The sequence below is a fragment of the Pseudomonas sp. B34(2017) genome (assembly GCF_002112915.1).
Classification (GTDB): domain Bacteria; phylum Pseudomonadota; class Gammaproteobacteria; order Pseudomonadales; family Pseudomonadaceae; genus Aquipseudomonas; species Aquipseudomonas pharyngis.
In genome coordinates this window covers 90,136-112,822 of the sequence record NZ_NEJA01000008.1, presented here as the reverse complement: position 1 = coordinate 112,822, position 22,687 = coordinate 90,136, and the positions used below count along the sequence as shown (strand labels likewise).

Below are 22,687 nucleotides of genomic sequence, written 5' to 3'. Positions count from 1 at the left end.
CGACACACCATTTCGCAATTAGTTTGCAAAGTGCCACTAATCGCGCGCGAAATACGCTGCAACGTCCTGATCTTCAAGAAAAAACGCTCAATCATCGCGTTACGAACTTTCTATTTATGTTTGGCAAGCCGAGCTTCTAGCCTCTGTCTGGCGCACCTGGATGCGCCTCAAAAAAACAGAGGAGCCTGAAATGAATTCCATGCCTGGCCTGGGGGGCTTTCCCCTTCGTCGTACCTTCGGTTTATTGACTGCCGGCCTACTGACCCTTTCTGCGAATGCGGCGCCCTTGACCCGAGATAACGGTGCCGCGGTCGGCGACAACCAGAACTCGCAAACCGCCGGCGCCAACGGTCCGGTGCTGTTGCAGGACGTGCAACTGATCCAGAAGCTGCAACGCTTCGACCGCGAACGCATTCCCGAACGCGTCGTGCATGCCCGAGGCACCGGTGCCCATGGCACGTTCACCGCGACCAACGATCTGAGCGATCTGAGCAAGGCCAAGGTATTCGCTGTCGGCCAGGTCACGCCGGTGTTCGTGCGTTTCTCGGCGGTCGTTCACGGCAATCACTCTCCGGAAACCCTGCGTGACCCACGGGGTTTCGCGACCAAGTTCTACACCGCCGATGGCAACTGGGATCTGGTGGGCAACAACTTCCCGACGTTCTTCATCCGCGATGCGATCAAGTTCCCGGACATGGTGCATGCCTTCAAGCCCGATCCACGTACCAACCTCGACGATGATTCACGTCGCTTCGACTTCTTCTCCCATGTACCGGAAGCTACCCGCACATTGACCGAGTTGTATTCCAACTCGGGAACTCCGGCCAGTTATCGGGAGATGGACGGTAATAGTGTGCATGCCTATAAGTTGGTCAATGCCAAAGGCGAAATCCACTATGTGAAGTTTCATTGGAAAAGTTTGCAGGGGATAAAAAATCTCGATCCAAAACAGGTCGTGCAAGTTCAGGGCCGTGACTACAGTCATATGACCAATGACTTGGTAACAAATATTTACAATGGCAACTTTCCAAAGTGGGACTTGTACATTCAGGTCTTGAATCCGCAAGACTTGTCCAAGTTTGATTTCGATCCTCTTGATGCAACCAAGATCTGGCCAGGTATTCCAGAGCGAAAAGTTGGACAAATGGTCTTGAATCGCAATCCTGCGAATGTCTTCCAGGAAACCGAACAAGTGGCCATGGCTCCCTCAAATGTTGTTCCGGGCATCGAGCCCTCGGAAGACCGTCTGCTGCAAGGCCGGATATTTGCCTATGCCGATACGCAAATGTATCGACTCGGCGCCAATGCCCTGCAATTGCCGATCAATGCTGCCAAAACTGCAGTCAACAATGGCAATCAGGATGGCGCGATGAATGCCGGTGCGAGCACCTCGGGGGTCAACTATCAGCCAAGCCGTCTGCAACCGCGTGAAGAGACGCCGGGTGCGCGATACAGCCAGACCGCACTGCAGGGCAGTACGCAACAGGCGAAGATCCAGCGCGAGCAGAACTTCAAGCAGGCCGGTGATCTGTATCGCTCGTTCAGCAAGAAGGAGCGCCAGGATCTGATCGAGAGCTTCGGCGGTTCGCTGGCCGGCGCCGATGACGAGAGCAAGCACATCATGCTGTCCTTCCTCTATAAGGCGGATCCGGAATACGGCGCCGGTGTGACCAAAGTGGCCAAGGGTGACCTGGATCGGGTCAAGGTCCTGGCGGCCAAACTGGTCGACTGACAGCGGCCCTCTCAAGCCCCGGCAACTGTCGGGGATTGACCGGCAGCAGCGCCGCGCGTCCGGCCAGCGGAGAAATCCGTCCCGGCGCGGCGCGCTGATCGACGATGGCTGCGTTATCATCGCGGTTTTTGCCGGGGGTTCAGATGGCCAAGGCCAAGCGCATGTACGGCTGCACCGAGTGCGGCGCAACCTTTCCCAAGTGGGCCGGGCAATGCGGCGAATGCGGCGCCTGGAACACCCTGACCGAAACCATGGTCGAGAGCGGCGGTGCCGCCGCCCCGAGCGGGCGCACTGGCTGGGCCGGACAGCAGGCCCAGATCAAGACCCTGGCCGAAGTCAGCATCGAAGAGATTCCACGTTTCTCCACAGCCTCCGGCGAACTGGACCGAGTGCTCGGCGGTGGTCTGGTGGACGGCTCGGTGGTACTGATCGGTGGCGACCCCGGCATCGGCAAATCAACGATCCTTTTGCAGACCCTGTGCAACCTCGCCAAGAGCATGCCGGCGTTGTACGTCACTGGCGAAGAGTCCCAGCAACAGGTCGCCATGCGCGCGCGCCGCCTGGGCCTGCCGCAGGATCAATTGCGGGTCATGACCGAAACCTGTATCGAAACCATCATTGCCACCGCCCGTCAGGAAAAACCCAAGGTGATGGTGATCGACTCGATCCAGACGATTTTCACCGAACAACTGCAATCGGCACCGGGCGGGGTGTCCCAGGTACGCGAAAGTGCGGCGTTGCTGGTGCGTTACGCCAAGCAAAGCGGCACGGCGATTTTCCTGGTCGGCCACGTGACCAAGGAAGGCGCGCTCGCAGGGCCGCGGGTTCTGGAGCACATGGTCGATACCGTGCTGTATTTCGAAGGCGAGTCCGATGGCCGGTTGCGTTTGCTGCGAGCGGTGAAAAACCGTTTCGGCGCGGTCAACGAGCTGGGCGTGTTCGGCATGACCGACAAGGGCCTGAAAGAAGTCTCCAACCCTTCGGCGATTTTTCTCACACGTGCTCAGGAAGAAGTCCCGGGCAGCGTGGTCATGGCAACGTGGGAAGGCACCCGGCCGATGCTGGTGGAAGTCCAGGCGCTGGTGGATGACAGTCATCTGGCCAACCCGCGTCGGGTCACCCTGGGTCTGGACCAGAATCGTCTGGCGATGCTGTTGGCGGTGCTGCACCGGCATGGCGGCATTCCGACCCACGATCAGGATGTGTTTCTCAACGTGGTCGGCGGGGTGAAGGTGCTGGAAACCGCGTCCGACCTGGCGTTGATGGCCGCTGTCATGTCGAGTCTGCGCAACCGTCCGCTGCCTCATGATCTGCTGGTGTTCGGAGAAGTCGGTCTGTCCGGCGAAGTGCGCCCGGTGCCGAGCGGCCAGGAGCGTTTGAAGGAAGCCGCCAAGCACGGCTTCAAGCGCGCAATCGTGCCCAAGGGCAATGCGCCGAAGGAAGCCCCGCCAGGCTTGCAGATCATTGCGGTGACACGACTGGAGCAGGCGCTGGACTCGTTGTTCGAGTGATCAGACGTCGATCAGCGCCCCGAGCTCGCGTTCCAGTTCGGTTTCGTCGGCCAGATTGAGTTCGATCAAGCGACGCAGGCGCTGAATCGACTCCAGGCTGATGTGCCGGCACACGAAACCGAGCTGGCCGTGATCTTCATGAGCCAGTTGCACATCCATCTCGATGTGCACGTCTTCGCTCAGATGAATGTCGACGAAAAAGTCCTGCTCGGGATTGCCCAGCCAGGGCTCGGGCCGCTCGATCAGCAGCCCCTTGAGCGAGAGGTCGATCAGCTTCACCGGCCAGATGTATTCGCCCTGGCTCAATTCGGTTCTGGCATCGAACGCGATACGTTTGAAGCGGCGACGCTCGGACGGGTGCTCGCTCATGGCGCAATCCTCAGGAAGGTCAGCTGACTATAGACCCGACCGGCGGGGTGATGCCAACGAATGGACTGTCTAGACCAATGTCGGGGTATGGCCTTTGCCGCCAACAGCGCTAAACTCGGGGTGGCTGTCTTTCTTGTCCACCCTGGCTGGAATAATAAAATGAAAAATAATAATAGCCTGCTACGCCACTTACCCTGGCTGCTGCTGGCAATCGTAGGAGCGTGCGCCCTGGGCGTAGTGGCATTGCGCCGAGGCGAGGCGATCAACGCCTTGTGGATTGTGGTCGCCGCCGTGGCCATCTATCTGGTTGCGTACCGTTACTACAGTCTGTTCATCGCTAACAATGTGATGCAACTCGATCCGCGTCGGGCCACCCCCGCCGTGCTCAACAACGACGGTCTGGACTACGTTCCGACCAACAAACACATTCTCTTCGGTCACCACTTCGCGGCTATTGCCGGCGCGGGGCCGCTGGTCGGTCCGGTGCTGGCGGCGCAGATGGGCTATCTGCCCGGTACGCTGTGGCTGATCGCCGGCGTGGTGCTGGCGGGCGCGGTGCAGGACTTCATGGTCCTGTTCATGTCCACCCGCCGCAACGGCCGTTCCTTGGGCGATATGGTGCGTGAAGAAATGGGCCGCATCCCCGGCACCATCGCTCTGTTCGGCTGCTTCCTGATCATGATCATCATCCTCGCGGTGCTGGCGCTGATCGTGGTCAAAGCCCTGGCTGAGAGCCCGTGGGGCATCTTCACCGTGATGGCGACCATCCCGATCGCGATGTTCATGGGCATCTACATGCGCTACATCCGTCCGGGCCGCATCGGCGAGATCTCGGTCATCGGCGTGTTGCTGCTGCTCGGTTCGATCTGGCTGGGCGGGCAGATTGCCGCCGATCCGGTCTGGGCCAAGGCCTTCAGCTTCACCGGTGTGCAAATCACCTGGATGTTGATCGGTTATGGCTTTGTCGCCGCCGTGCTCCCGGTGTGGCTGATCCTTGCACCGCGTGACTACCTCTCCACCTTCCTCAAGATCGGTACCATCGTCGCCCTGGCGATCGGCATCCTGGTGACCATGCCCGAGCTGAAAATGCCGGCCCTGACCCAGTTCGTCGACGGCACCGGCCCGGTGTGGAAGGGCGGTCTGTTCCCGTTCCTGTTCATCACCATCGCCTGCGGTGCGGTATCGGGCTTCCACGCGCTGATCTCCTCCGGCACCACGCCGAAGTTGCTGGATAACGAAACCAACGCCCGTTACATCGGTTACGGCGGCATGCTGATGGAATCGTTCGTGGCCATCATGGCCATGGTCGCTGCCTCGGTGATCGAGCCGGGCGTGTACTTCGCCATGAACAGCCCGGCTGCCGTGGTCGGCGGTGATGTGGTGGCTGTGGCAACCGCGGTCAGCAACTGGGGCTTTGCCATTACCCCGGAAGCCTTGCAAGCCGTGGCGCATGACATCGGCGAAACCACCATCCTGGCCCGTGCCGGTGGTGCGCCGACCCTGGCGGTCGGTATCGCGCAGATCCTGCACAGCGTCCTGCCGGGTGAAAACACCATGGCGTTCTGGTACCACTTCGCGATCCTGTTCGAGGCGCTGTTCATCCTGACCGCTGTGGACGCCGGCACCCGTGCCGGGCGCTTCATGCTGCAGGACCTGCTCGGCTCCTTCGTACCGGCACTGAAACGTACCGAATCCTGGACCGCCAACCTGATCGCTACCGCCGGTTGTGTGGCGATGTGGGGCTGGTTGCTGTATCAGGGCGTGATCGATCCGCTGGGTGGTATCAACACCCTGTGGCCGCTGTTCGGCATCTCCAACCAGATGCTGGCCGGTATCGCACTGATGCTCGGCACCGTGGTCCTGATCAAGATGAAGCGCCAGCGCTACATCTGGGTCACCCTGTTGCCGGCCACCTGGCTGCTGATCTGCACCACGACCGCAGGCTTCATCAAGCTGTTCGACGCCAATCCGGCGATCGGCTTCCTGTCGCTGGCCAAGAAATACAACGACGCACTGGCCGCGGGTCAGGTGCTCGCTCCGGCCAAGAACGTCGAGCAGATGCAGCACGTGATCTTCAACGCCTACACCAACGCCACATTGACCGCGCTGTTCCTGTTCGTGGTATTCAGCATCCTGTTCTATGCGCTCAAGGTCGGCATCGCCGCCTGGGGCAAAAAAGAGCGTACGGACAAAGAATCGCCATTCCAGGCCCTGCCGGACGCGTAACCAGAGGATTGCAGCATGTTCAATGACCTGAGTCGCCTCGGTAAATACCTCGGTCAGGCCGCGCGCCTGATGGTCGGCATGCCCGACTACGACACCTACGTCGAGCATATGCAGACCAAGCACCCGGACAAACCGGTGATGAGCTACGAGATGTTCTTTCGCGAACGTCAGGAAGCCCGTTACGGTGGCAAGGGTGGGCCGAAGTGCTGTTGATCTGACAGCCTTCGGTTGATGCAGTCCCCAGCTGTGGGAGCGGGCTTGCTCGCGAAAGCGGTGTGTCATTGAGCAATGATGTCGACTGACACGACCCCTTCGCGAGCAAGCCCGCTCCCACATTTGTTTTGTGTTGTTCATCAATTTTGCGAAGGGGATCGATGTTGTCTTCTCCAATACCTGTAACGGTACTCAGCGGTTTCCTCGGCGCCGGCAAGACCACCTTGCTGCGCCATCTGTTGAAAGCCGAGCACGGCCTGAAAATCGCCGTGATCGAAAACGAATTCAGCGACGCCGGTATCGATACCCAATTGCTGGGCGACGAGCCGGTGCAAGTCATGACCCTGGCCAACGGCTGCGTCTGCTGCACCATTCACACCGACCTGACCAAGGCCCTGTATCTGCTGCTCGAACGGCTGGACAGCGGCGAAATCGCTTTCGATCGACTGGTCATCGAATGCACCGGTCTGGCCGACCCGGCCCCGGTGGCACAGACCTTTTTCATCGACGAAGAACTGCGCGAGCGTTACCTGCTCGACGGCATCATCACCCTCGTCGACGCGGCCCACGCCGAACAGCACCTGACCCAGACCATCGCCCAGGCGCAGATCGGTTTTGCCGACCGCCTGCTGGTGAGCAAGACCGATCTGGTGGACGAGGCTGCGTTCACGGCGCTCAGCGAGCGCCTGACCCGCATCAACCGCCGTGCACCGATCCGCGTGGTCGAACACGGCAATATCGATCTGGCTGAATTGCTCGATGTGCGCGGTTTCAACCTGAACGCCGATCTCGGTGGCGGGGTGAGTCTGCGGCCGGTGAGCAAGGCGCCATCCATCGACCGGATTTCCAGTCTGGTGCTGCGTACCGACCAGCCGCTGGATATCGATCAGCTCAGCGAGTTCATGAATGAATTGCTGGAAGAGCACGGCAAGCAATTGCTGCGCTACAAAGGCGTGTTGAACATCGCGGGCGAAGACCGGCGGCTGGTGTTCCAGGGCGTGCTGAAACTCTATGGCTTCGACTGGGACACCGAGTGGGCGGAAGGCGAGGCGCGGGAAAGCGTGATCGTGTTTATCGCCGACGATTTGCCGGAAGAGAAAATCCGGTTGGGGTTTGCCAGGGTGGCGGCGAACTGAGTCCGCCGCGCTTTCAGTGCGTGGAACCGCTGAGAATCGTCTGCTCCAGGTGATCCAGATGACGGTTCATCAGCGACACCGCCTCGACGGCGTCATCACGCTCGATCGCCTCGACGATCCGGGCGTGATCCTGCCAGCCGCAACAGCTGTGCGTGGTCTCAGTGCATCGCGCAATCGCCAGTGAGGTCAGCGGCACCAACGTGCCGAGAAAATGCGCCAACGGTGCATTCCGCGCCATTTTCGCCACCTGCAAATGAAACTCCCCGGACAGGCGAATCGCCGCCCCGCGCCGATCTTTATCCACAGCCTGACGCTCCCGTTCGATCAACGCTCGCAGGCGCTTCAGATCTTCAGCCTGTGCGTGCTGGCAAGCCAATCGAACCAGCGTGTTCTCGGCCAGACGCCGGGCGTGCAGGGTCTGACGTGTCTGCTCGGCATCCGGCGCGGCCACTCGTGGTCGATGGTTGGCCCGCAGTACGATGATCTGTTCGTGGGACAGCTGGGTCAGCACCCGACGCACATCGGCGCGGCTGACCCCGAACATCTGCTTGAGACTTTCTTCGGTGAAACGGCTGGCAGCATCGATGCGCTGTTCGAGGATTGCGTCGAACAGGCGCGGATACAGATCCTCCACCGGCGCGTGCAGGCGGGAGAAGGGCAGGGCCGTCGAGATCGGGCGAGGGTGCGACGGCGTGGCAAGACTGTTCATGGCCGGTCTCCAGTGTGAGGCGTTTCAGTGGCTCAGGTTGTCATCCGGAATATTCAGCTCGATGCCCATCCGCTGGCCTTCACGCAGGATGTGCCGACGCATTTCGGCACTGGCCTGGGCGCTGTTCTTGCTGCGGATCGCGCGCACCACGGCTTCGTTTTCTTCAAGGCGTTCGGCCAGGTGCTCCGGCGAATTGCGCAGCACCTCGGCGCTTTGCTTGAGGGCGTTGCTGGTCTGTTGCACCACACTCTGGAAAATCGGATTCGAGGTCAGGGTGAACAGCTCCTCGTGGAACGCGACGTAGGCGCTGACCCCGGCCTCGCTGTCGCCCGCTTCGAGGGCTTCGCGCATGTCCATCAGGGTCAGGCGCAGCTGGCCGACTTCCTTGCTGCTGATCGACTGCGCCACCAGCCCGACGATGAACGGTTCGAGGGTGTAGCGCAGTTGCAGCACGTCTTCGAGGCTGGCGCCGGCCACTGCGCTGTCGTGGCTCTGACTGTCACTGGCCTGGGCGTCGAGCACCACCACGCCTTTGCCGGGCATCGAGCGCACCAGGCCGAGGGTTTCCAGCACGATCACTGCTTCACGCAGGCTCGGGCGGCTGATGCCCAGTTGTTCGGCCAGTTCGCGCTGGCCCGGCAGCATCTCGCCGGAGCGCCACTGACCACGGGCCAGCGCAGCCCGAAGTTTTTCTACCACTGAGTTGACGACGGTTGATGAAGTAATCATGGGTTCGCTCCATGTGCCGTGCCTGCATTGGCGCAGGCACGGCGGTCATTCAGAATTCTTTGGCCGCCGCTTGAGCGACGGTTTTTCTCGGCTGAAAGTTATAGCCCTGCTCGCCGTTGAGCACCTTGTTCGCCCGTTGCACGTCGATGTCCTTTTCCCAACGGGCGATGGCCACGGTGGCAACGCAGTTGCCGATCAGATTGGTCAGTGCCCGGCCGATGCCCATGAACCAGTCCACGGCCAGCACCAGCACCAGACCGACCACCGGAATCGCCGGGATGGCCGTCAGCGTCGCCGCGAGAATCACCAGCGCCGACCCCGGAATGCCGTGGGCACCTTTGGAGGTAATCAGCGATACCAGCAAAATCGTCAGCAGATCGGTCATGGCCAGTGGCGTGCCGGTGGCGTTGGCGATGAACACGATGGCCAGGGTCAGGTAGATCGAAAAACCGTCGAGGTTGAACGAGTAACCGGTAGGAATCACCAGCCCGACGGTCGAGCTGCCGATGCCCAGATGTTCCAGCTTGCGCATGATCTGCGGCAGCACGGCATCGGAAGAGGCGGTGCCCATGACGATCAGCAGTTCTTCACGCAGGTACTTGAGCAGCGGCCACATGCGCAGGCCGGAGAGGCGCATCACCAGACCGAGAATCAGCGCGACGAAGGCGATGCAGGTCAGGTAGAACAAGCCGACGAGGCTGCCCAGATGTTGCAGCGAATCCAGGCCGTATTTGCTGGTGGTGAAGGCGATGGCGCCGAACACGCCGATCGGTGCCAGACGCACGATCATGCCCATGATGCGGAAGATCACGTGGCTCAGTTCGTTGATCAGCCGCGAGATTCCGGAAGCGGCTTCGCCCACCAGATTCAACGCACTGCCGAACAGCACCGAGAACAGCAGCACCTGGAGGATATTGTTATCGGCGAAGGCGCCGAGTACCGAGGTCGGGATCAGGTCCATCAGGAACTGAGTGGTGGTGTGCATATGCTGGCCGCGTTCGGCGATGTCGCCCATGTCGGCGGCGGACAGTTGCTCCAGATGGATGTTGGCGCCGCTGCCGATTCCGGTGGTGAAGGCGAACACGAGACCGATCACCAGGGCGATGGTGGTCAGCACTTCGAAGTAGATCACCGACTTGAGGCCGATGCGCCCGACCTTCTTCAGATCGCCCGCGCCGCTGATGCCGCTGACCACCACGCAGAACACGATCAGGCCGATGAGCATCTTGATCAGTTTGATGAAACCGTCGCCGAGCGGTTTGAGCTGGGCCGAGTATTCGGGAAGGGTCAGCCCGCAGACGATGCCGAGCATCAGTCCGAGAACCACTTGGAGGAAGATTGAACGCGAGCACCATCTGAGCATGGGAGGAATCCTGGTCGGTGTCCTGGCTGCCGTGCGCGGGGCGCATCAGATTCAGGACTTAATTATTGTGGTCTTACCGGTATGTCCAGTGCGGGTGCAGTCTAGGCGCTGTTTTTTACGGATCGCAAGTGAAAAATGACGAATTGGCATTACCGGTCTGACCAGTTGAGCGGCAAGTCCCATTCTTGAGCGATTCAGCTGTTTGAAAAAATCCGGGCGAAAAAAAACCGGCCAATCACTTGGCCGGTTTTCTTGCTGCGGGTTTAACGTCGCAATTAAGCGCCGTATACCGGCAGTTTCTTGCAGATGGCTTTGACTTTCTCACGAACGGCGTCGATCACCGCTTCGTTGTTCAGATCAGCCAGGATGTCGCAGATCCAGCCCGCCAGCTCTTTGCACTCTGCCTCTTTGAAGCCGCGAGTGGTCACGGCCGGAGTACCGAAGCGCAGGCCGGAGGTGACGAACGGGGAGCGTGGGTCGTTTGGCACGGAGTTCTTGTTCACGGTGATGAACGCTTTGCCCAGAGCGGCGTCGGCGTCTTTACCGGAGATTTCCTGCTTGATCAGCGACAGCAGGAACAGGTGGTTTTCAGTACCGCCGGAAACCACGTCGAAACCGCGTTCGATGAACACGCCGGCCATGGCCTGGGCGTTTTTCACCACTTGTTGCTGGTAAGCCTTGAACTCAGGCTGCAGTGCTTCCTTGAAGCAGATCGCTTTGGCGGCGATCACGTGCTCCAGCGGGCCACCCTGGGCACCCGGGAATACGGCGGAGTTCAGCTTCTTCTCGATGTCGGCGTTGGCGCGAGCCAGGATCAGGCCACCCCGTGGACCGCGCAGGGTCTTGTGGGTGGTGGTGGTCACAACGTCAGCGAACGGAACCGGGTTCGGGTAGACGCCAGCGGCGACCAGACCGGCCACGTGAGCCATGTCGACGAACAGGTAGGCGCCAACCTTGTCGGCGATGGCGCGGAAGCGTGGGAAGTCGAGGATCTGCGAGTAGGCAGAGAAACCGGCCACGATCATTTTCGGCTTGTGTTCAACAGCCAGGCGCTCGACTTCGTCGTAGTCGATCAGACCGTTGGCGTCGATGCCGTACTGGATGGCGTTGTACAGCTTGCCGGAGGAGGAAACGCTGGCGCCGTGGGTCAGGTGACCGCCGTGAGCCAGGCTCATGCCCAGGATGGTGTCACCGGCCGACAGCAGGGCCAGGTAAACAGCGGCGTTGGCCTGGGAACCGGCGTGCGGCTGAACGTTGGCGTAGTCGGCGCCGAACAGCTCTTTGGCGCGGTCGATAGCCAGTTGCTCGACAACGTCGACGTACTCGCAACCACCGTAGTAGCGCTTGCCCGGGTAGCCTTCGGCGTACTTGTTGGTCAGTACCGAGCCTTGAGCTTCCATCACCGCTGGGCTGGTGTAGTTCTCCGAAGCGATCAGCTCGATGTGTTCTTCCTGGCGCTGGGCTTCTTGCTCCATGGCGGCAAAAAGATCGGCGTCGTACTTGGCAATAGTCAAATCACGGCTGAACATGGCGGTCCTCAAGGATCGGGGGGCAGAAAAGGGGGGCATTCTAACCCAACGGGTTTTGGATGGCATATGAAACGACATCATGTCGCAGACAAGTGGCGTTCATGACCAGATGTGTGGCGTCCGTGCCGGCCTTTTCGCTGACCAGCCGGTTTGCACAATAACCGAGGCCGCCCCGCGATTTTGTGATCGACATCAATCCCTGTGGAAACGAGCTTGCTCGCGAAGAACGCGCCGCCGATCTTCAGTCGAACATGAACAGCGCATCATTGCTGAACTGCGCTTCGAACCGGCCCGCCGGCATCGGCCGCCCGAACAGATAACCCTGAACCTCGTCGCAGCCATGCTCGCGCAGGAAGTCCAGTTGCTCATGGGTTTCCACGCCCTCGGCGATTACCGCCAGATTCAGGCTGTGGGCCATGGCGATGATTGCCCGGGCGATCTGCGCGTCCTGCTCGCCGGACGGCAGGCCGTCGACGAAGGTGCGGTCGATCTTCAGCACGTCGATCGGGAATTGCTTGAGGTAGTTCAGCGACGAGTAGCCGGTGCCGAAGTCGTCGACTGCAATGCTCAGGCCGAGGTTCTTCAGACCGGCAAGAATTTGCATCGCCTCGCTGACTTCGCGCATCAGGATACTTTCCGTCAGTTCCAGCTCCAGGCAAGCCGGCGGCAGGCCGGTCTCGCGCAGGATCGTGGCGATCCGCGTGCCGAGCTGGCCGTCGGAGAACTGCCGCGCCGAGATGTTCACCGAGACCTTCGGTACGCGCACACGGTTCTGGTGCCAGGTCTTGAGCTGACGGCAAGCCTCGCTGATCACCCAGTCGCCGACGTCCACCACCAGCCCGAGTTCCTCGAGCACCGGTATAAAATCCCCCGGTGGCACCAGCCCGCGACGGGGATGACGCCAGCGCAGCAGGGCTTCGGTGCCGGTCAGGCGTTTGCCGTCGCCGCTGAACTGCGGCTGGTAATAGAGCACGAATTCATTCTGCTCCAGGGCGTGGCGCAGGTCGCTTTCCAGTTCCAGACGTTCCAGCGCACTGGCGTTCATGTCGGCCTGATAGAACTGGAAGTTGTTCTTGCCGCGCTCCTTGGCGTGGTACATCGCGGTGTCGGCGTTTTTCATCAACTGGCTGAGTTCATTGCCGTCCTGCGGGCTCAGGGCGATACCGATACTGGCGGTGACGAAGAACTCGCGCCCCTCCAGCACGAACGGTCGCACCAGACTGCCAAGAATCTGTTCGGCCACGTGGATCGCACGGTTCAGCGCCATTTCGCGGCTGGAGCGGTGTTGCAGCAGCAGGGTGAATTCGTCGCCGCCCATCCGCGCCACGGTGTCGTCATCATCGACGCAGGCCAGCAAGCGCGTGGCCATGTCCTTGAGCATGCGGTCGCCGGCGGCGTGGCCGAGGGAGTCGTTGATCGGTTTGAAACGGTCGAGGTCGAGGAACATCAGCACCACCCACGACTTCTGCCGTTCGGCCGATTGCAGTGCGGTGTGCAGGCGATCCTGGAACAGTGTGCGGTTCGGCAGGTGAGTCAGGGCGTCGTAGTAGGCGAGGCGGTGAATCCGCTGCTCGCTGGCCTTGCGCTCGCTGATGTCGCTGAAGAAGCACACGTAACTGGCGAGGTCACCCTCGTCATCGAGCACGGCGGTGATGCCGACCCATGCCGGGTAGTGCTCGCCGTTGCGACGCTTGAGCCAGACTTCACCTTCCCAGGTGCTGTGCTGGTGCAACTGCTTGAGCACGTAGCGCAGGTGTGCGTCCTGCTGTTCGTCGACGGTCAGCATGTTCGGCAGCTGGTCGAGCACTTCACCCACCGCGTAACCGCTGACCCGGCTGAACGCCTCGTTGGCCTGCACGATGTAACCGGCCGGGTCGGTGATCAGGATTGCCGAGGTCGAGTGTTCGAATACCGTGGCCGCCATGCGCAGGTCTTTCTCGGCGCGGCGCTGCTGACTGATGTCGCGACCGACCCCGAGCACGCCTTCGAAGGCGCCATGCTCGTCCCACACCAGCACCAGACGCAGTTCGATCGGGATCTTGCGGCCGTCGGCGCGTAGGCAGTCGAACAGGAACAGCTGGGTCTGCACCTGGCTGCGCAAAATCACCAGTTGTTCGGGTTTGCCCAGGGCTTTGCTGACGCGATCCATCAGGTGATAGATGCCGCTCAGCTGCTGCGGGTTGGCGATGGTCGATTGCCAGCCGTTCTGGAAAATCCATTCGGCGTCATAGCCCAGCACGGCTTGCACCGACGGGCTGACGTAGTTCAGCGAGAGCTTGCTGTCGGTGGAGAAAATCACGTCGCTGATGCTTTCGGCGAGCATCCGGTAGCGCTGTTCGCTGTCACGCAGGGATTCGCTGGCTTCGATCTGCTCGGTGATGTCCTTGGCCACGCCGATGATCCGCGTGACCTGATCGTGCTTGTCCCGGGCCAGCGCCTGTTCGCGAATGTCGAAGCGCCGCCACTCGCCGTCGCGATGACGGAAGCGCAGCTGACATTGCAACAACTGGCTGTAACCGGCGTGACGCTGCATCTGCCGTGAGCGGTGGTAATAGTCGGCGTCTTCCGGGTGCAGGAGAATTTCCCAGAAGTACTCGCCCATCTGATGCAGTTCGGTGCGGTTGTAACCGAGGGTCTGGCCGAGGTGATGATTGCTGAAGATCATCCGCTGGCTGATCACGTCCTGCACATACAGATGATCCGGCACGGTGCGCACCACGTCCGACCAGAAACCTTCGCGCTCCAGCAGCGACAGTTCGATCAGCTTGCGGCTGGTGATGTCGTTGATGCTCAGGATCACGGCCTTGTAGTCGTGCTGTTCCTGAGGCAGTCGCAGCACCAGCCACAGGTGCTGGTCGCGGCCATTGATGTCCGGCAGTCTGATTTCCAGTTCCAGCTGCTTTTGCTGCTGCAGCACCGCGTCGAGCACCTGATTGCCGATGGCGCACTGACTGTGCGGCTGACCGTCGATCAACAGTTGCCAGGCGTGGTCGCAGGAATTGACGTTGAGCAGTTGCAGCGCGACCTGGTTGACCTCGGTCACCCGCAGTTCGTGGAGCAATTGCTGGCGCTGTGCCGGCTGGTCGAGCCAGGCCTTGAGCTGGTCGCTGGTCTGGATCTGGGCCCTTTCGAAAACCTGTTTGAGCCCCGAAAGATCCAGCACGCACAACGCCACGCCGGTGCCTTCGAAAATATCCTGATAACGCCGACGCCCCTCATGCACCTGACGCTGACGGCGACGCATGTTGAGCAGGGCGATAAACGGCAGCAGCGACAGCGCCAGGCCCAACAGGCATTTGCCGATGAACGCCGGCAGCAGTTGTTCGAGCACATGCTGGCGGTCGAACAGGCCACGCAGTTGCCAGTCGCTGCTGCTCAGCGGCACTGTCAGCACGCTGTTGGCGAGATCGTCCGGGGTCAGGACGCTGGTGCTGCCGACGGGCATCGCTTCGTCGCGGCTGATGATCTGATGGTTGATGCGGTTTTCCACCAGCCACAGAGGACGGATGCCTGTTTCGCCTTGTTTGGTCAGTGCTTTAAAGAAGGTGGGTGTCAGCCGCAGCGCCCAGTAACCGCGAGTGCTGCCACTGGCCTGATGCAGCAGCAGATGCACCACCGAACCGTCTTCGTCGTTGCTGAAGTAATGCGCCTGAGCGCGACTGCGGCGCACCAGATCGCTGAGGTAATCGGCGTCATGGCTGTCGGCGGCGCTGTCGCTGAGGATCTTTCCGGAAGGGCTGAGCAGGGCCAGGCTGCGCAGGTCGGGCAGTGATTTCTGAAGTTTGCGCAGGAGTGCCTGCTGTTCGTCGGCCGACTGCGGTTGTTCGACGATCGGTAGCAGGTTGAGGGCGATCTGCGCGTTCAACGCCATGTTCAGGCTGACCTGAGCGGCGAGGTCGGCGGTGTAGTCGATGGTGTACTGACGCTGGTTTTTCTGGGTTTCACGCAGTTGATCGAGCAGTTGCCAGAACAGCAGCGCCAGCAGCAAAAGCACCAGCGTCGCCAGCGCGCCTTTCAAGGTTCCGCGCAGGGACGAGCCGGGCGCCGGTTGGGTGCTGCTCACAGAGGCTGGCGGAGTGACGTTGGACAAGCTGTAATCCTGCGGTCTGGCTGGGCTGGCGCGACGTGCACTATAAGCCGGACGCCCAAGAGGCGGCTAGCATGCCTTGAGTTGTGGCGAAGTGCCAGCCCCACTCGGCTGGACTGCCTTCCGTCATTAAGGTAGCTTTGCCGGTTACGCGGGAGCGTTCCAGCTCCTAGACTCAGACTTTTTCAGCGCGCACGCATTGATGACCATCAAGTGAACGACGCGCATCGGTCTGGCCGGGCATCGCCTGCGCTCCAATCATTCATCTGTCACTGACCCAAGGTTCTCCATGGCTCAATACGTCTTCACCATGCATCGGCTGGGCAAAGTTGTTCCGCCGAAGCGGGAAATCCTGAAAAACATTTCGCTGTCTTTCTTCCCCGGCGCCAAGATCGGCGTACTCGGCCTCAACGGTTCGGGTAAATCCACGCTGCTGAAAATCATGGCCGGCGTCGACACCGAGTTCGAAGGCGAAGCGCGCCCGATGCCGGAACTGAACATCGGTTACCTGCCGCAAGAGCCGCAACTGGATCCGACCAAGACCGTGCGTGAAGTGGTCGAGGAAGCGGTCAGCGTGATCAAGGATGCGCAAGCGCGTCTGGACGAGGTCTACGCGGCCTACGCCGATCCGGATGCCGACTTCGACAAGCTGGCCGCCGAACAGGCCAAGCTCGAAGCGATTCTGCAGGCCAGCGACGGTCACAACCTGGAGCGCCAGCTGGAAGTCGCCGCCGATGCGCTGCGTCTGCCGGCCTGGGACGCCAAGGTCGAACACCTGTCCGGTGGTGAAAAACGTCGTGTGGCCCTGTGCCGTCTGCTGCTGTCCGCCCCGGACATGCTGCTGCTCGACGAACCGACCAACCACCTGGACGCCGACTCCGTTGCCTGGCTCGAACACTTCCTGCACGATTTCCCGGGCACTGTGGTCGCGATCACGCACGACCGTTACTTCCTGGACAACGTCGCCGGCTGGATTCTGGAACTCGACCGCGGCGCGGGTATTCCTTACGAGGGCAACTACTCGGGCTGGCTGGAAGCCAAGTCCGATCGTCTGGCCCAGGAATCCAAGCAGCAATCGGCCCACGAAAAAGCCATGAAGGAAGAACTGGAGTGGGTGCGCAAAGGCGCCAAGGCCCGCCAGTCGAAATCCAAGGCTCGTCTGCAACGCTTCGAAGAAATGCAGTCGCAGGAATTCCAGAAGCGTTCGGAAACCAACGAGATCTACATCCCGGCCGGTCCGCGCCTGGGTGACAAGGTCATCGAATTCAAGAACGTCACCAAGGGCTACGGCGATCGCGTACTGATCGACAACCTGTCGTTCTCGATGCCCAAAGGCGCCATCGTCGGCGTGATCGGCGGTAACGGTGCCGGTAAGTCGACCCTGTTCCGCATGCTGATGGGCAAGGAAACCCCGGACTCCGGCAGCATCGAGATCGGCGAAACCGTGCAGCTTGCCTGTGTTGACCAGAGCCGCGAAGACCTGGACGGTAGCAAGACCGTGTTCCAGCAGATCTCCGACGGTTCCGACCAGATCCGCATCGGCAACTACGAGATCCCGTCGCGTACCTACGTCGGTCGCTTCAACTTCAAGGGCGGCGATCAGCAGAAGTTCGTCAAGGACCTGTCCGGTGGTGAGCGCGGTCGTCTGCACCTGGCGTTGACCCTGAAGGAGGGCGGCAACGTCCTGCTGCTCGACGAACCGTCCAACGACCTCGACGTTGAAACCCTGCGTTCCCTGGAAGAAGCCCTGCTGGACTTCCCGGGCGCCGCCATTGTGATCTCTCACGATCGGTGGTTCCTTGACCGCGTCGCGACTCACATCCTGGCGTACGAAGACGACTCGCAAGCGGTGTTCTTCGAAGGCAACTACACCGAGTACGAAGCCGATCGCAAAAAGCGCCTCGGCGAAGCAGCGGCCCAGCCACACCGGGTACGCCACAAGAAACTGGCCTGATTACGGGTTGGTTGCATGAAAAAGCGGAGCCTTCGGGCTCCGCTTTTTTTTGCCTGCAATGCAGACTGTTTTATACCTTGTGTACTATTTGTTTTCATAAATGCGACATTTTTGTCTGTTGCTGTGTACATGTCGTTTGTTACAGTCCGGCTCAATCGCTTCCAACGACAACAAATCTGCCGAGACTTTTCCCATGATCGAATCCGTCGAATCCTTCCTCGCCCGTCTGAAAAAACGCGATCCGGATCAACCCGAATTCCACCAGGCCGTCGAAGAAGTCCTGCGCAGCCTGTGGCCGTTTCTCGAAGCCAATCCGCACTATCTGACCTCGGGGATTCTGGAGCGCATCTGCGAGCCGGAGCGGGCGGTGGTGTTCCGGGTGTCGTGGGTCGACGATCAGGGCAAGGTGCAGGTCAATCGCGGTTTCCGCATCCAGATGAACAGCGCTATCGGCCCATACAAGGGCGGTTTGCGCTTCCATCCTTCGGTGAACATGGGCGTACTGAAATTCCTCGCCTTCGAACAGACCTTCAAGAACTCCCTGACCTCATTGCCCATGGGCGGCGGCAAGGGTGGCTCGGACTTCGATCCGAAGGGCAAGAGCGACGCAGAAGTCATGCGTTTCTGCCAGGCATTCATGAGCGAGCTGTACCGGCACATCGGTGCCGACGTGGACGTGCCGGCCGGTGATATCGGTGTCGGCGCACGGGAAATCGGTTTCCTGTTCGGCCAGTACAAGCGCCTGAGCAACCAGTTCACCAGCGTGCTGACCGGCAAGGGCATGACCTACGGCGGCAGCCTGATTCGCCCCGAAGCCACCGGTTTCGGTTGCGTGTACTTCGCCGAGGAAATGCTCAAGCGCCGCGAGCAGAGCGTCGAAGGCAAGCGCGTGGCGATCTCCGGTTCCGGCAACGTCGCGCAATACGCGGCTCGCAAAGTGATGGATCTGGGCGGCAAGGTGATTTCCCTGTCCGACTCCGAAGGCACGCTGTATTGCGAGGCGGGCCTGAGCGAAGAACAGTGGCTGGCGCTGCTGGAACTGAAGAACGTCAAGCGTGGGCGGATCAGCGAATTGGCGGCGGCATTCGGCCTGGAGTTCCGCGCCGGTCAATTGCCATGGTCGTTGCCGTGCGACATCGCGCTGCCATGCGCGACCCAGAACGAGCTCGACGCGGAATCCGCCCGCACCTTGCTGCGCAACGGCTGCATCTGCGTGGCCGAAGGCGCGAACATGCCGACCACCCTCGAGGCTGTGGATATCTTTATCGAGGCCGGCATTCTGTTTGCGCCGGGCAAGGCCTCGAATGCCGGCGGCGTAGCGGTCAGTGGGCTGGAGATGTCGCAGAACGCCATGCGCCTGCTGTGGACCGGGGGCGAAGTGGACAGCAAGTTGCACGGGATCATGCAGTCGATCCACCACGCCTGCGTGCATTACGGTGAGGAAAACGGCCGGATCAACTACGTCAAAGGCGCGAACATCGCCGGCTTCGTCAAAGTCGCCGACGCGATGTTGGCGCAAGGCGTAGTTTAAGAACGCTCTATACGGATCACTTCAATCAGTTGATCGCCGGCCGGGCGCTGCCACAGCACTTCATCGTTGAGCCGCGCGCCAAGCAGCGCACGGCCCAGCGGTGAGGCCCAGTTGATCAGGCCGTTGGCCGCATCGGCCTGGTCTTCACCGACCAGTTGCACCCGGTGCTCGGTGTCGTGTTCGTCGGCGTAGGTCACCCAGCTGCCGATCTGCACTTTGTCGGTAGATGTCGGGGCCGGTGCGACCTGAGCGCTGCCGACCCGTTGATTGAAATATCGCAAATCCCGTTCGAGATCGGCCAGCCGCTGCTTGTCGGCCTGTTCGCCCTTGGCCGACTGCTCGGCATGCAGGGTTTGCAGTTCGGCGACTTTTGCCTGCAATTGGGCAAACCCTTGCGGCGTGACGTAATTGGGCTGGGTGCTGACCTGCCGTTCGACCGGCTGATCGGCTTGCGCAGCGGCATTGTCTTCGTTGACGAAAGCGCGACTCATGGTGGGCTCCTGTTATAGCCGTTGGGCCATGGTCGCAGGCAAAAGGTTTCGCTGGATGTCTGGAAGCGACCTACGGCGAACGATAAGCCCGCGCGGCGCCCTGATCCTTCTCCTGCTGCCAGGCGCGCTCGCGTTCGTCCCAGTGTTCGTTGCGATACTGTTCGCGGTCCTTGTTTTCCAGCATCGCCTGACACTGGCGGAAGCCGTCGCTCCAGCCTTCGGCGTATTGCTTGTCCTTGAGATAACGCGGCACATTCTTGCGAAATTCGCCGCTGATCGAACCGGCGGCCTGACGACCGCTGATGCACCCGTCATCGAAACCGTCGGCGAACGCCGGTGGATAACCCTTGGCAATCAAGTCTTCGTGGGTGCTCTGACAGCCACCCAGCAACAGCAACACGCCCGCAAACACCGCACACCGCCACATCACACTCTCCCGGGCCGTCATACGGCTGATAGGGAAAGTCTAGAAGCGGATTCGTCGATGGGGCGTGAAAGAAAGATCAAAACCTCAGTAGTGATACCACTTCACTTCCAGCATCACTTCGGTCTCCGGTGTTGCCAGATGGCTGAACTCGCGCTGCGCACTCAGGCGCAGGCCGAGGTTGCGCGACAGTTCCCACTGTTGGTTCAGACTCAGGCTACGGCGCACTTCACCGTTGAAGAAGTAATCGCCTTTGGCCTCCAGGCTGAGATTGCCCAACGGGTTTTTCCACAGTACGCCGGTATTGAAACCGCCTGCGGGGGAAACGAACTCGGCGAAATCATTGTTGTGTTCAACGCGCACCGTGCCGAGGGCAAAACCCAGCACATCGTCGCCCAATGCCCAAGTACCGCCACCGCCGCCGTTGACATGGCTGACCAATGTCTCGTCATCGTGCTTGCCCGGCACACGCTCAAGACCGCCGGTGACTTGCCAAGACAGCGGCTGCAACAGCGCATTGCGCGGCGTCAGTGAGCGGATGGTCGCCAGATCCAGTTGCTGGAATTGCCAGTGATTACCTTCGTACTGGCGCAGCTTCATCTGCAGGATTTCGATCTGCGCGCCGAGGGGGAAACTCTCGGCGTTGTCGTTGAGGTCGTGATAGGCCATGCGCAAGCCGTACTCACCGAAAGCACGGTCACCGCGAGTGCCGAGACCGGCCTGCCAGGTGCGCGATTCATGGCCGTCTTCGGGCAGGCCTGGTTGTGGAATTTGCAGCTCTGGCGCCGGGTTCTTGTTGATCGCTCGTAGCAGTTCGAAGCTGCGCTGGGCTCGCTGTGGATCACGTTCCTGGCCGTTGGCGCGGTAGCGCTCCAGCCGATACGCCGCGTCAACAATCAGCGCCTGGCGATCCCGGGGCAGGGCCTGGAAGGCTGGATCCTGCAATTGCTGCTGGTCGGCGCTGACTTTCAGCACCCAGTCCTGTTCTTCGCCGCTCAGGGGCTCGGCGCGGCTGAGCAATTCGCGCTCGCGGGACGGACGGTATTCGATGTGCTCGACCAGTCCGGCCTCCTTCACTGCTTTGACGGTATCGGTCGGGATCGCGGTCAGCGGGAATTGCTCGGTCAGGCGCAGGCTCGGACGGGCGACTTGCAGCAGTTCAAGCAGGCGATAGGAGCAGTTTTCATCGAAGAAAAAATAGTCGAACTGGATCTGCTTCAGCTCCCACACATGCTCGACCATGCGCGCGGTTTCGGCTTGCGTCAGGTTGAGCCGGTACTCCCACAGGTCGCGGTTTTCCAGGCTGCGGTATTCCGAGAGTTTTTCCTGATAAGGCACGAGTGCGAACAGTCCCGGATAACCACCCATCAGGCCTTTCCAGGCGTAAAGAATGCTGTTGTCCGAACCTTCGATGTAGGCGCCGAAGTTGATCGCGTAACTGAGCAGCGAAGTCTTGTCGCTCTGCACGTCGGCCTGGTCGATGCGCAGCAGGGTATGGCCGAACATCGACGACGGGCTGTTGAGGTAGGCCGCCGGGAAAATCATCACCGCGCTGTGGGGCGAGACGTCCTTGAACCATTTCTTGAATTCGGCGCAGTCCGGCGTCGGCAGGTCGGTCAGGTTGAGTTGATCTTTCAACCAGCGGGTGCGTGCCGGGTAAACGCATTGGGCGTGTTGTTCACCGAGACTGGCCGGAGCGTACAACGCCTGCACGGTGGCGGCCAGTTCATGGTCGGGGTGTTCGTTGCCGTCGGGGGCGAGGAAGAATTTTTTGTCGCTGACGTAGCTGCGCCAGCCACCGAGTTTGGCGGTTTCGTAATGACCGAGGGAAATCCAGAAGCGGTCGTTGGCCAGTTGCTGCAAACGTTGAGGGTCGATGTGAGGCGCGGCGGACAGCGGGGCGCAGACACACAGCGCCAGCCAGGCAAGGCGTTTGAGCATAAATGGCAACTTAAGTCGAAAGAAACAAAGACCCAAGGCGGGCGGGCCGAAAAAATAAAACCCGCTTCCCGAAGGAAGCGGGTGGGTCGAGCTTAAGCCTGAGTCGCGTACTTGGCCAGACGTGGGTCTGCCTTCAGAACGGCCAGGGTGTTGGTATGCACGTCTTCAGCGGTCACGTCAGCCTTGCTGAAGATCTGCTGGAAGTGCTCGTGAGTGACGGCGGCGAAGTGCGCACGGTCTTCCGGCGCCACGCCCAGTACCACGGCATAGGTCGTCAGCGCTTCGCCGTTGCCTTTTGCCATGTCTTCGGACAGCTCGTTCATCATGCCATTCATGGCAAACCAGGATTTGCCGCCATAGGTCAGCGAAGCGTTGGTGGAGCAGCCGTTGGTGCCGGACGTCATGCCGAACGTCGCGTTGCCGGAGGTGCCGTTGGTGGTGGATGCCAGGAAGTGTGCCGGGGTGCCACGCTGACCTTCGAACAGCATGTTGCCCCAACCGCAATCCGGGCCGCCTGGAGCTTGCGCCATTGCGTTGATGGATACAGCGGTGAAGAGAGTACCGAGAAGAATCCGTTTCATAGCTTTGTTCTCTTTGTGTGCATACCAATGGACAGGGTTCTGGCCGGCTCTAAACGTAAGCTGCCTGCGCGACGATCATGCTGCGTTGAAAACAGGCTCGGAATGCTCATGTAGGACCCTACACTCCGCTTCCTCGCCTGTTTTCGCCTTGCCTGATCGCC

Annotated in this window: 17 protein-coding genes; 7 read left to right on the top strand and 10 right to left on the bottom strand. The window is 60.6% G+C overall.

The genetic code is table 11. The features are described 5' to 3' along the window. The first annotated feature begins 190 nt into the window (after positions 1–190). Positions 191–1,732: a catalase KatB gene (gene katB / locus CAF80_RS24555; protein WP_085668051.1), complete on the top strand. Its 1,542-nt coding sequence runs from the start codon at positions 191–193 to the stop codon at positions 1,730–1,732. A gap of 143 nt (positions 1,733–1,875) precedes the next feature. Further along, positions 1,876–3,243, top strand: a complete 1,368-nt coding sequence (radA, locus tag CAF80_RS24550) for a DNA repair protein RadA (RefSeq protein WP_007950985.1) — start codon at positions 1,876–1,878, stop codon at positions 3,241–3,243. On the opposite strand, the gene CAF80_RS24545 is transcribed toward radA, so the two are convergent. Further along, positions 3,244–3,612 carry a PilZ domain-containing protein gene (locus CAF80_RS24545; RefSeq protein ID WP_064599557.1) on the bottom strand — a complete coding sequence of 123 codons (369 nt, stop codon included), beginning with the start codon at positions 3,610–3,612 and terminating at the stop codon, positions 3,244–3,246. Between the two features lie 159 nt (positions 3,613–3,771). Between CAF80_RS24545 and CAF80_RS24540 the strand changes: the two genes are divergently transcribed. The 3 genes from CAF80_RS24540 to yjiA all read left to right on the top strand — a co-directional run bounded on the left by CAF80_RS24540 (position 3,772) and on the right by yjiA (position 7,187). After that, on the top strand, positions 3,772–5,838 hold the full coding sequence (locus tag CAF80_RS24540; protein WP_039771745.1) for a carbon starvation CstA family protein: 2,067 nt from the start codon (positions 3,772–3,774) through the stop codon (positions 5,836–5,838). 15 nt (positions 5,839–5,853) lie between these two features. Next, on the top strand, positions 5,854–6,051 hold the full coding sequence (locus CAF80_RS24535) for a YbdD/YjiX family protein (protein WP_003228401.1): 198 nt from the start codon (positions 5,854–5,856) through the stop codon (positions 6,049–6,051). A 161-nt stretch (positions 6,052–6,212) separates the two neighbouring features. Beyond that, entirely contained in the window at positions 6,213–7,187 is a 975-nt protein-coding gene (gene yjiA, locus CAF80_RS24530) for a GTPase (protein WP_166742305.1), read from the top strand. A 13-nt stretch (positions 7,188–7,200) separates the two neighbouring features. Here yjiA and CAF80_RS24525 read toward each other — a convergent pair whose 3' ends face one another. The 5 genes from CAF80_RS24525 to CAF80_RS24505 form a co-directional block, all read right to left on the bottom strand. Beyond that, positions 7,201–7,896 carry a GntR family transcriptional regulator gene (locus tag CAF80_RS24525; protein WP_039771743.1) on the bottom strand — a complete coding sequence of 232 codons (696 nt, stop codon included), beginning with the start codon at positions 7,894–7,896 and terminating at the stop codon, positions 7,201–7,203. A 24-nt stretch (positions 7,897–7,920) separates the two neighbouring features. Continuing rightward, entirely contained in the window at positions 7,921–8,625 is a 705-nt protein-coding gene (locus tag CAF80_RS24520; protein ID WP_074691500.1) for a FadR/GntR family transcriptional regulator, read from the bottom strand. A gap of 49 nt (positions 8,626–8,674) precedes the next feature. Further along, the gene (locus CAF80_RS24515) at positions 8,675–9,988 is read right to left on the bottom strand and encodes a C4-dicarboxylate transporter DctA (protein ID WP_011336023.1); all 1,314 of its coding nucleotides are present in this window, start codon (positions 9,986–9,988) and stop codon (positions 8,675–8,677) included. 275 nt (positions 9,989–10,263) lie between these two features. Further along, on the bottom strand, positions 10,264–11,517 hold the full coding sequence (glyA, locus tag CAF80_RS24510) for a serine hydroxymethyltransferase (protein ID WP_085655048.1): 1,254 nt from the start codon (positions 11,515–11,517) through the stop codon (positions 10,264–10,266). Between the two features lie 241 nt (positions 11,518–11,758). Then, positions 11,759–15,607 (bottom strand): EAL domain-containing protein, encoded by a 3,849-nt coding sequence (locus CAF80_RS24505; RefSeq protein ID WP_039771736.1) that lies wholly within the window; start codon positions 15,605–15,607, stop codon positions 11,759–11,761. A gap of 286 nt (positions 15,608–15,893) precedes the next feature. On the opposite strand from CAF80_RS24505, the gene ettA reads away from it, so the two are divergent. After that, entirely contained in the window at positions 15,894–17,558 is a 1,665-nt protein-coding gene (gene ettA, locus CAF80_RS24500) for an energy-dependent translational throttle protein EttA (RefSeq protein ID WP_007950976.1), read from the top strand. 193 nt (positions 17,559–17,751) lie between these two features. Then, the gene (gdhA, locus tag CAF80_RS24495) at positions 17,752–19,089 is read left to right on the top strand and encodes an NADP-specific glutamate dehydrogenase (RefSeq protein ID WP_085668050.1); all 1,338 of its coding nucleotides are present in this window, start codon (positions 17,752–17,754) and stop codon (positions 19,087–19,089) included. Here gdhA and CAF80_RS24490 read toward each other — a convergent pair. The 4 genes from CAF80_RS24490 to CAF80_RS24475 all read right to left on the bottom strand — a co-directional run bounded on the left by CAF80_RS24490 (position 19,086) and on the right by CAF80_RS24475 (position 22,526). Next, on the bottom strand, positions 19,086–19,580 hold the full coding sequence (locus CAF80_RS24490; protein ID WP_085668049.1) for a GreA/GreB family elongation factor: 495 nt from the start codon (positions 19,578–19,580) through the stop codon (positions 19,086–19,088). The two genes, gdhA and CAF80_RS24490, sit on opposite strands and share 4 nt — an antisense overlap. A 70-nt stretch (positions 19,581–19,650) precedes the next feature. After that, the gene (locus CAF80_RS24485) at positions 19,651–20,007 is read right to left on the bottom strand and encodes a hypothetical protein (RefSeq protein ID WP_039771731.1); all 357 of its coding nucleotides are present in this window, start codon (positions 20,005–20,007) and stop codon (positions 19,651–19,653) included. An 84-nt stretch (positions 20,008–20,091) separates the two neighbouring features. Continuing rightward, entirely contained in the window at positions 20,092–21,945 is a 1,854-nt protein-coding gene (locus CAF80_RS24480; protein ID WP_085668048.1) for a DUF4105 domain-containing protein, read from the bottom strand. Between the two features lie 92 nt (positions 21,946–22,037). Continuing rightward, the gene (locus tag CAF80_RS24475; protein WP_007950971.1) at positions 22,038–22,526 is read right to left on the bottom strand and encodes a DUF3015 domain-containing protein; all 489 of its coding nucleotides are present in this window, start codon (positions 22,524–22,526) and stop codon (positions 22,038–22,040) included. Positions 22,527–22,687 lie beyond the last annotated feature (161 nt).

Coding starts and splice junctions, on each gene's coding strand:
- katB (WP_085668051.1), top strand. CDS start 191: ATGAATTCCATGCCTGGCCTGGGGGGCTTTCCCCTTCGTCGTACCTTC.
- radA (WP_007950985.1), top strand. CDS start 1,876: ATGGCCAAGGCCAAGCGCATGTACGGCTGCACCGAGTGCGGCGCAACC.
- CAF80_RS24545 (WP_064599557.1), bottom strand. CDS start 3,612: ATGAGCGAGCACCCGTCCGAGCGTCGCCGCTTCAAACGTATCGCGTTC.
- CAF80_RS24540 (WP_039771745.1), top strand. CDS start 3,772: ATGAAAAATAATAATAGCCTGCTACGCCACTTACCCTGGCTGCTGCTG.
- CAF80_RS24535 (WP_003228401.1), top strand. CDS start 5,854: ATGTTCAATGACCTGAGTCGCCTCGGTAAATACCTCGGTCAGGCCGCG.
- yjiA (WP_166742305.1), top strand. CDS start 6,213: ATGTTGTCTTCTCCAATACCTGTAACGGTACTCAGCGGTTTCCTCGGC.
- CAF80_RS24525 (WP_039771743.1), bottom strand. CDS start 7,896: ATGAACAGTCTTGCCACGCCGTCGCACCCTCGCCCGATCTCGACGGCC.
- CAF80_RS24520 (WP_074691500.1), bottom strand. CDS start 8,625: ATGATTACTTCATCAACCGTCGTCAACTCAGTGGTAGAAAAACTTCGG.
- CAF80_RS24515 (WP_011336023.1), bottom strand. CDS start 9,988: ATGCTCAGATGGTGCTCGCGTTCAATCTTCCTCCAAGTGGTTCTCGGA.
- glyA (WP_085655048.1), bottom strand. CDS start 11,517: ATGTTCAGCCGTGATTTGACTATTGCCAAGTACGACGCCGATCTTTTT.
- ettA (WP_007950976.1), top strand. CDS start 15,894: ATGGCTCAATACGTCTTCACCATGCATCGGCTGGGCAAAGTTGTTCCG.
- gdhA (WP_085668050.1), top strand. CDS start 17,752: ATGATCGAATCCGTCGAATCCTTCCTCGCCCGTCTGAAAAAACGCGAT.
- CAF80_RS24490 (WP_085668049.1), bottom strand. CDS start 19,580: ATGAGTCGCGCTTTCGTCAACGAAGACAATGCCGCTGCGCAAGCCGAT.
- CAF80_RS24485 (WP_039771731.1), bottom strand. CDS start 20,007: ATGTGGCGGTGTGCGGTGTTTGCGGGCGTGTTGCTGTTGCTGGGTGGC.
- CAF80_RS24480 (WP_085668048.1), bottom strand. CDS start 21,945: ATGCTCAAACGCCTTGCCTGGCTGGCGCTGTGTGTCTGCGCCCCGCTG.
- CAF80_RS24475 (WP_007950971.1), bottom strand. CDS start 22,526: ATGAAACGGATTCTTCTCGGTACTCTCTTCACCGCTGTATCCATCAAC.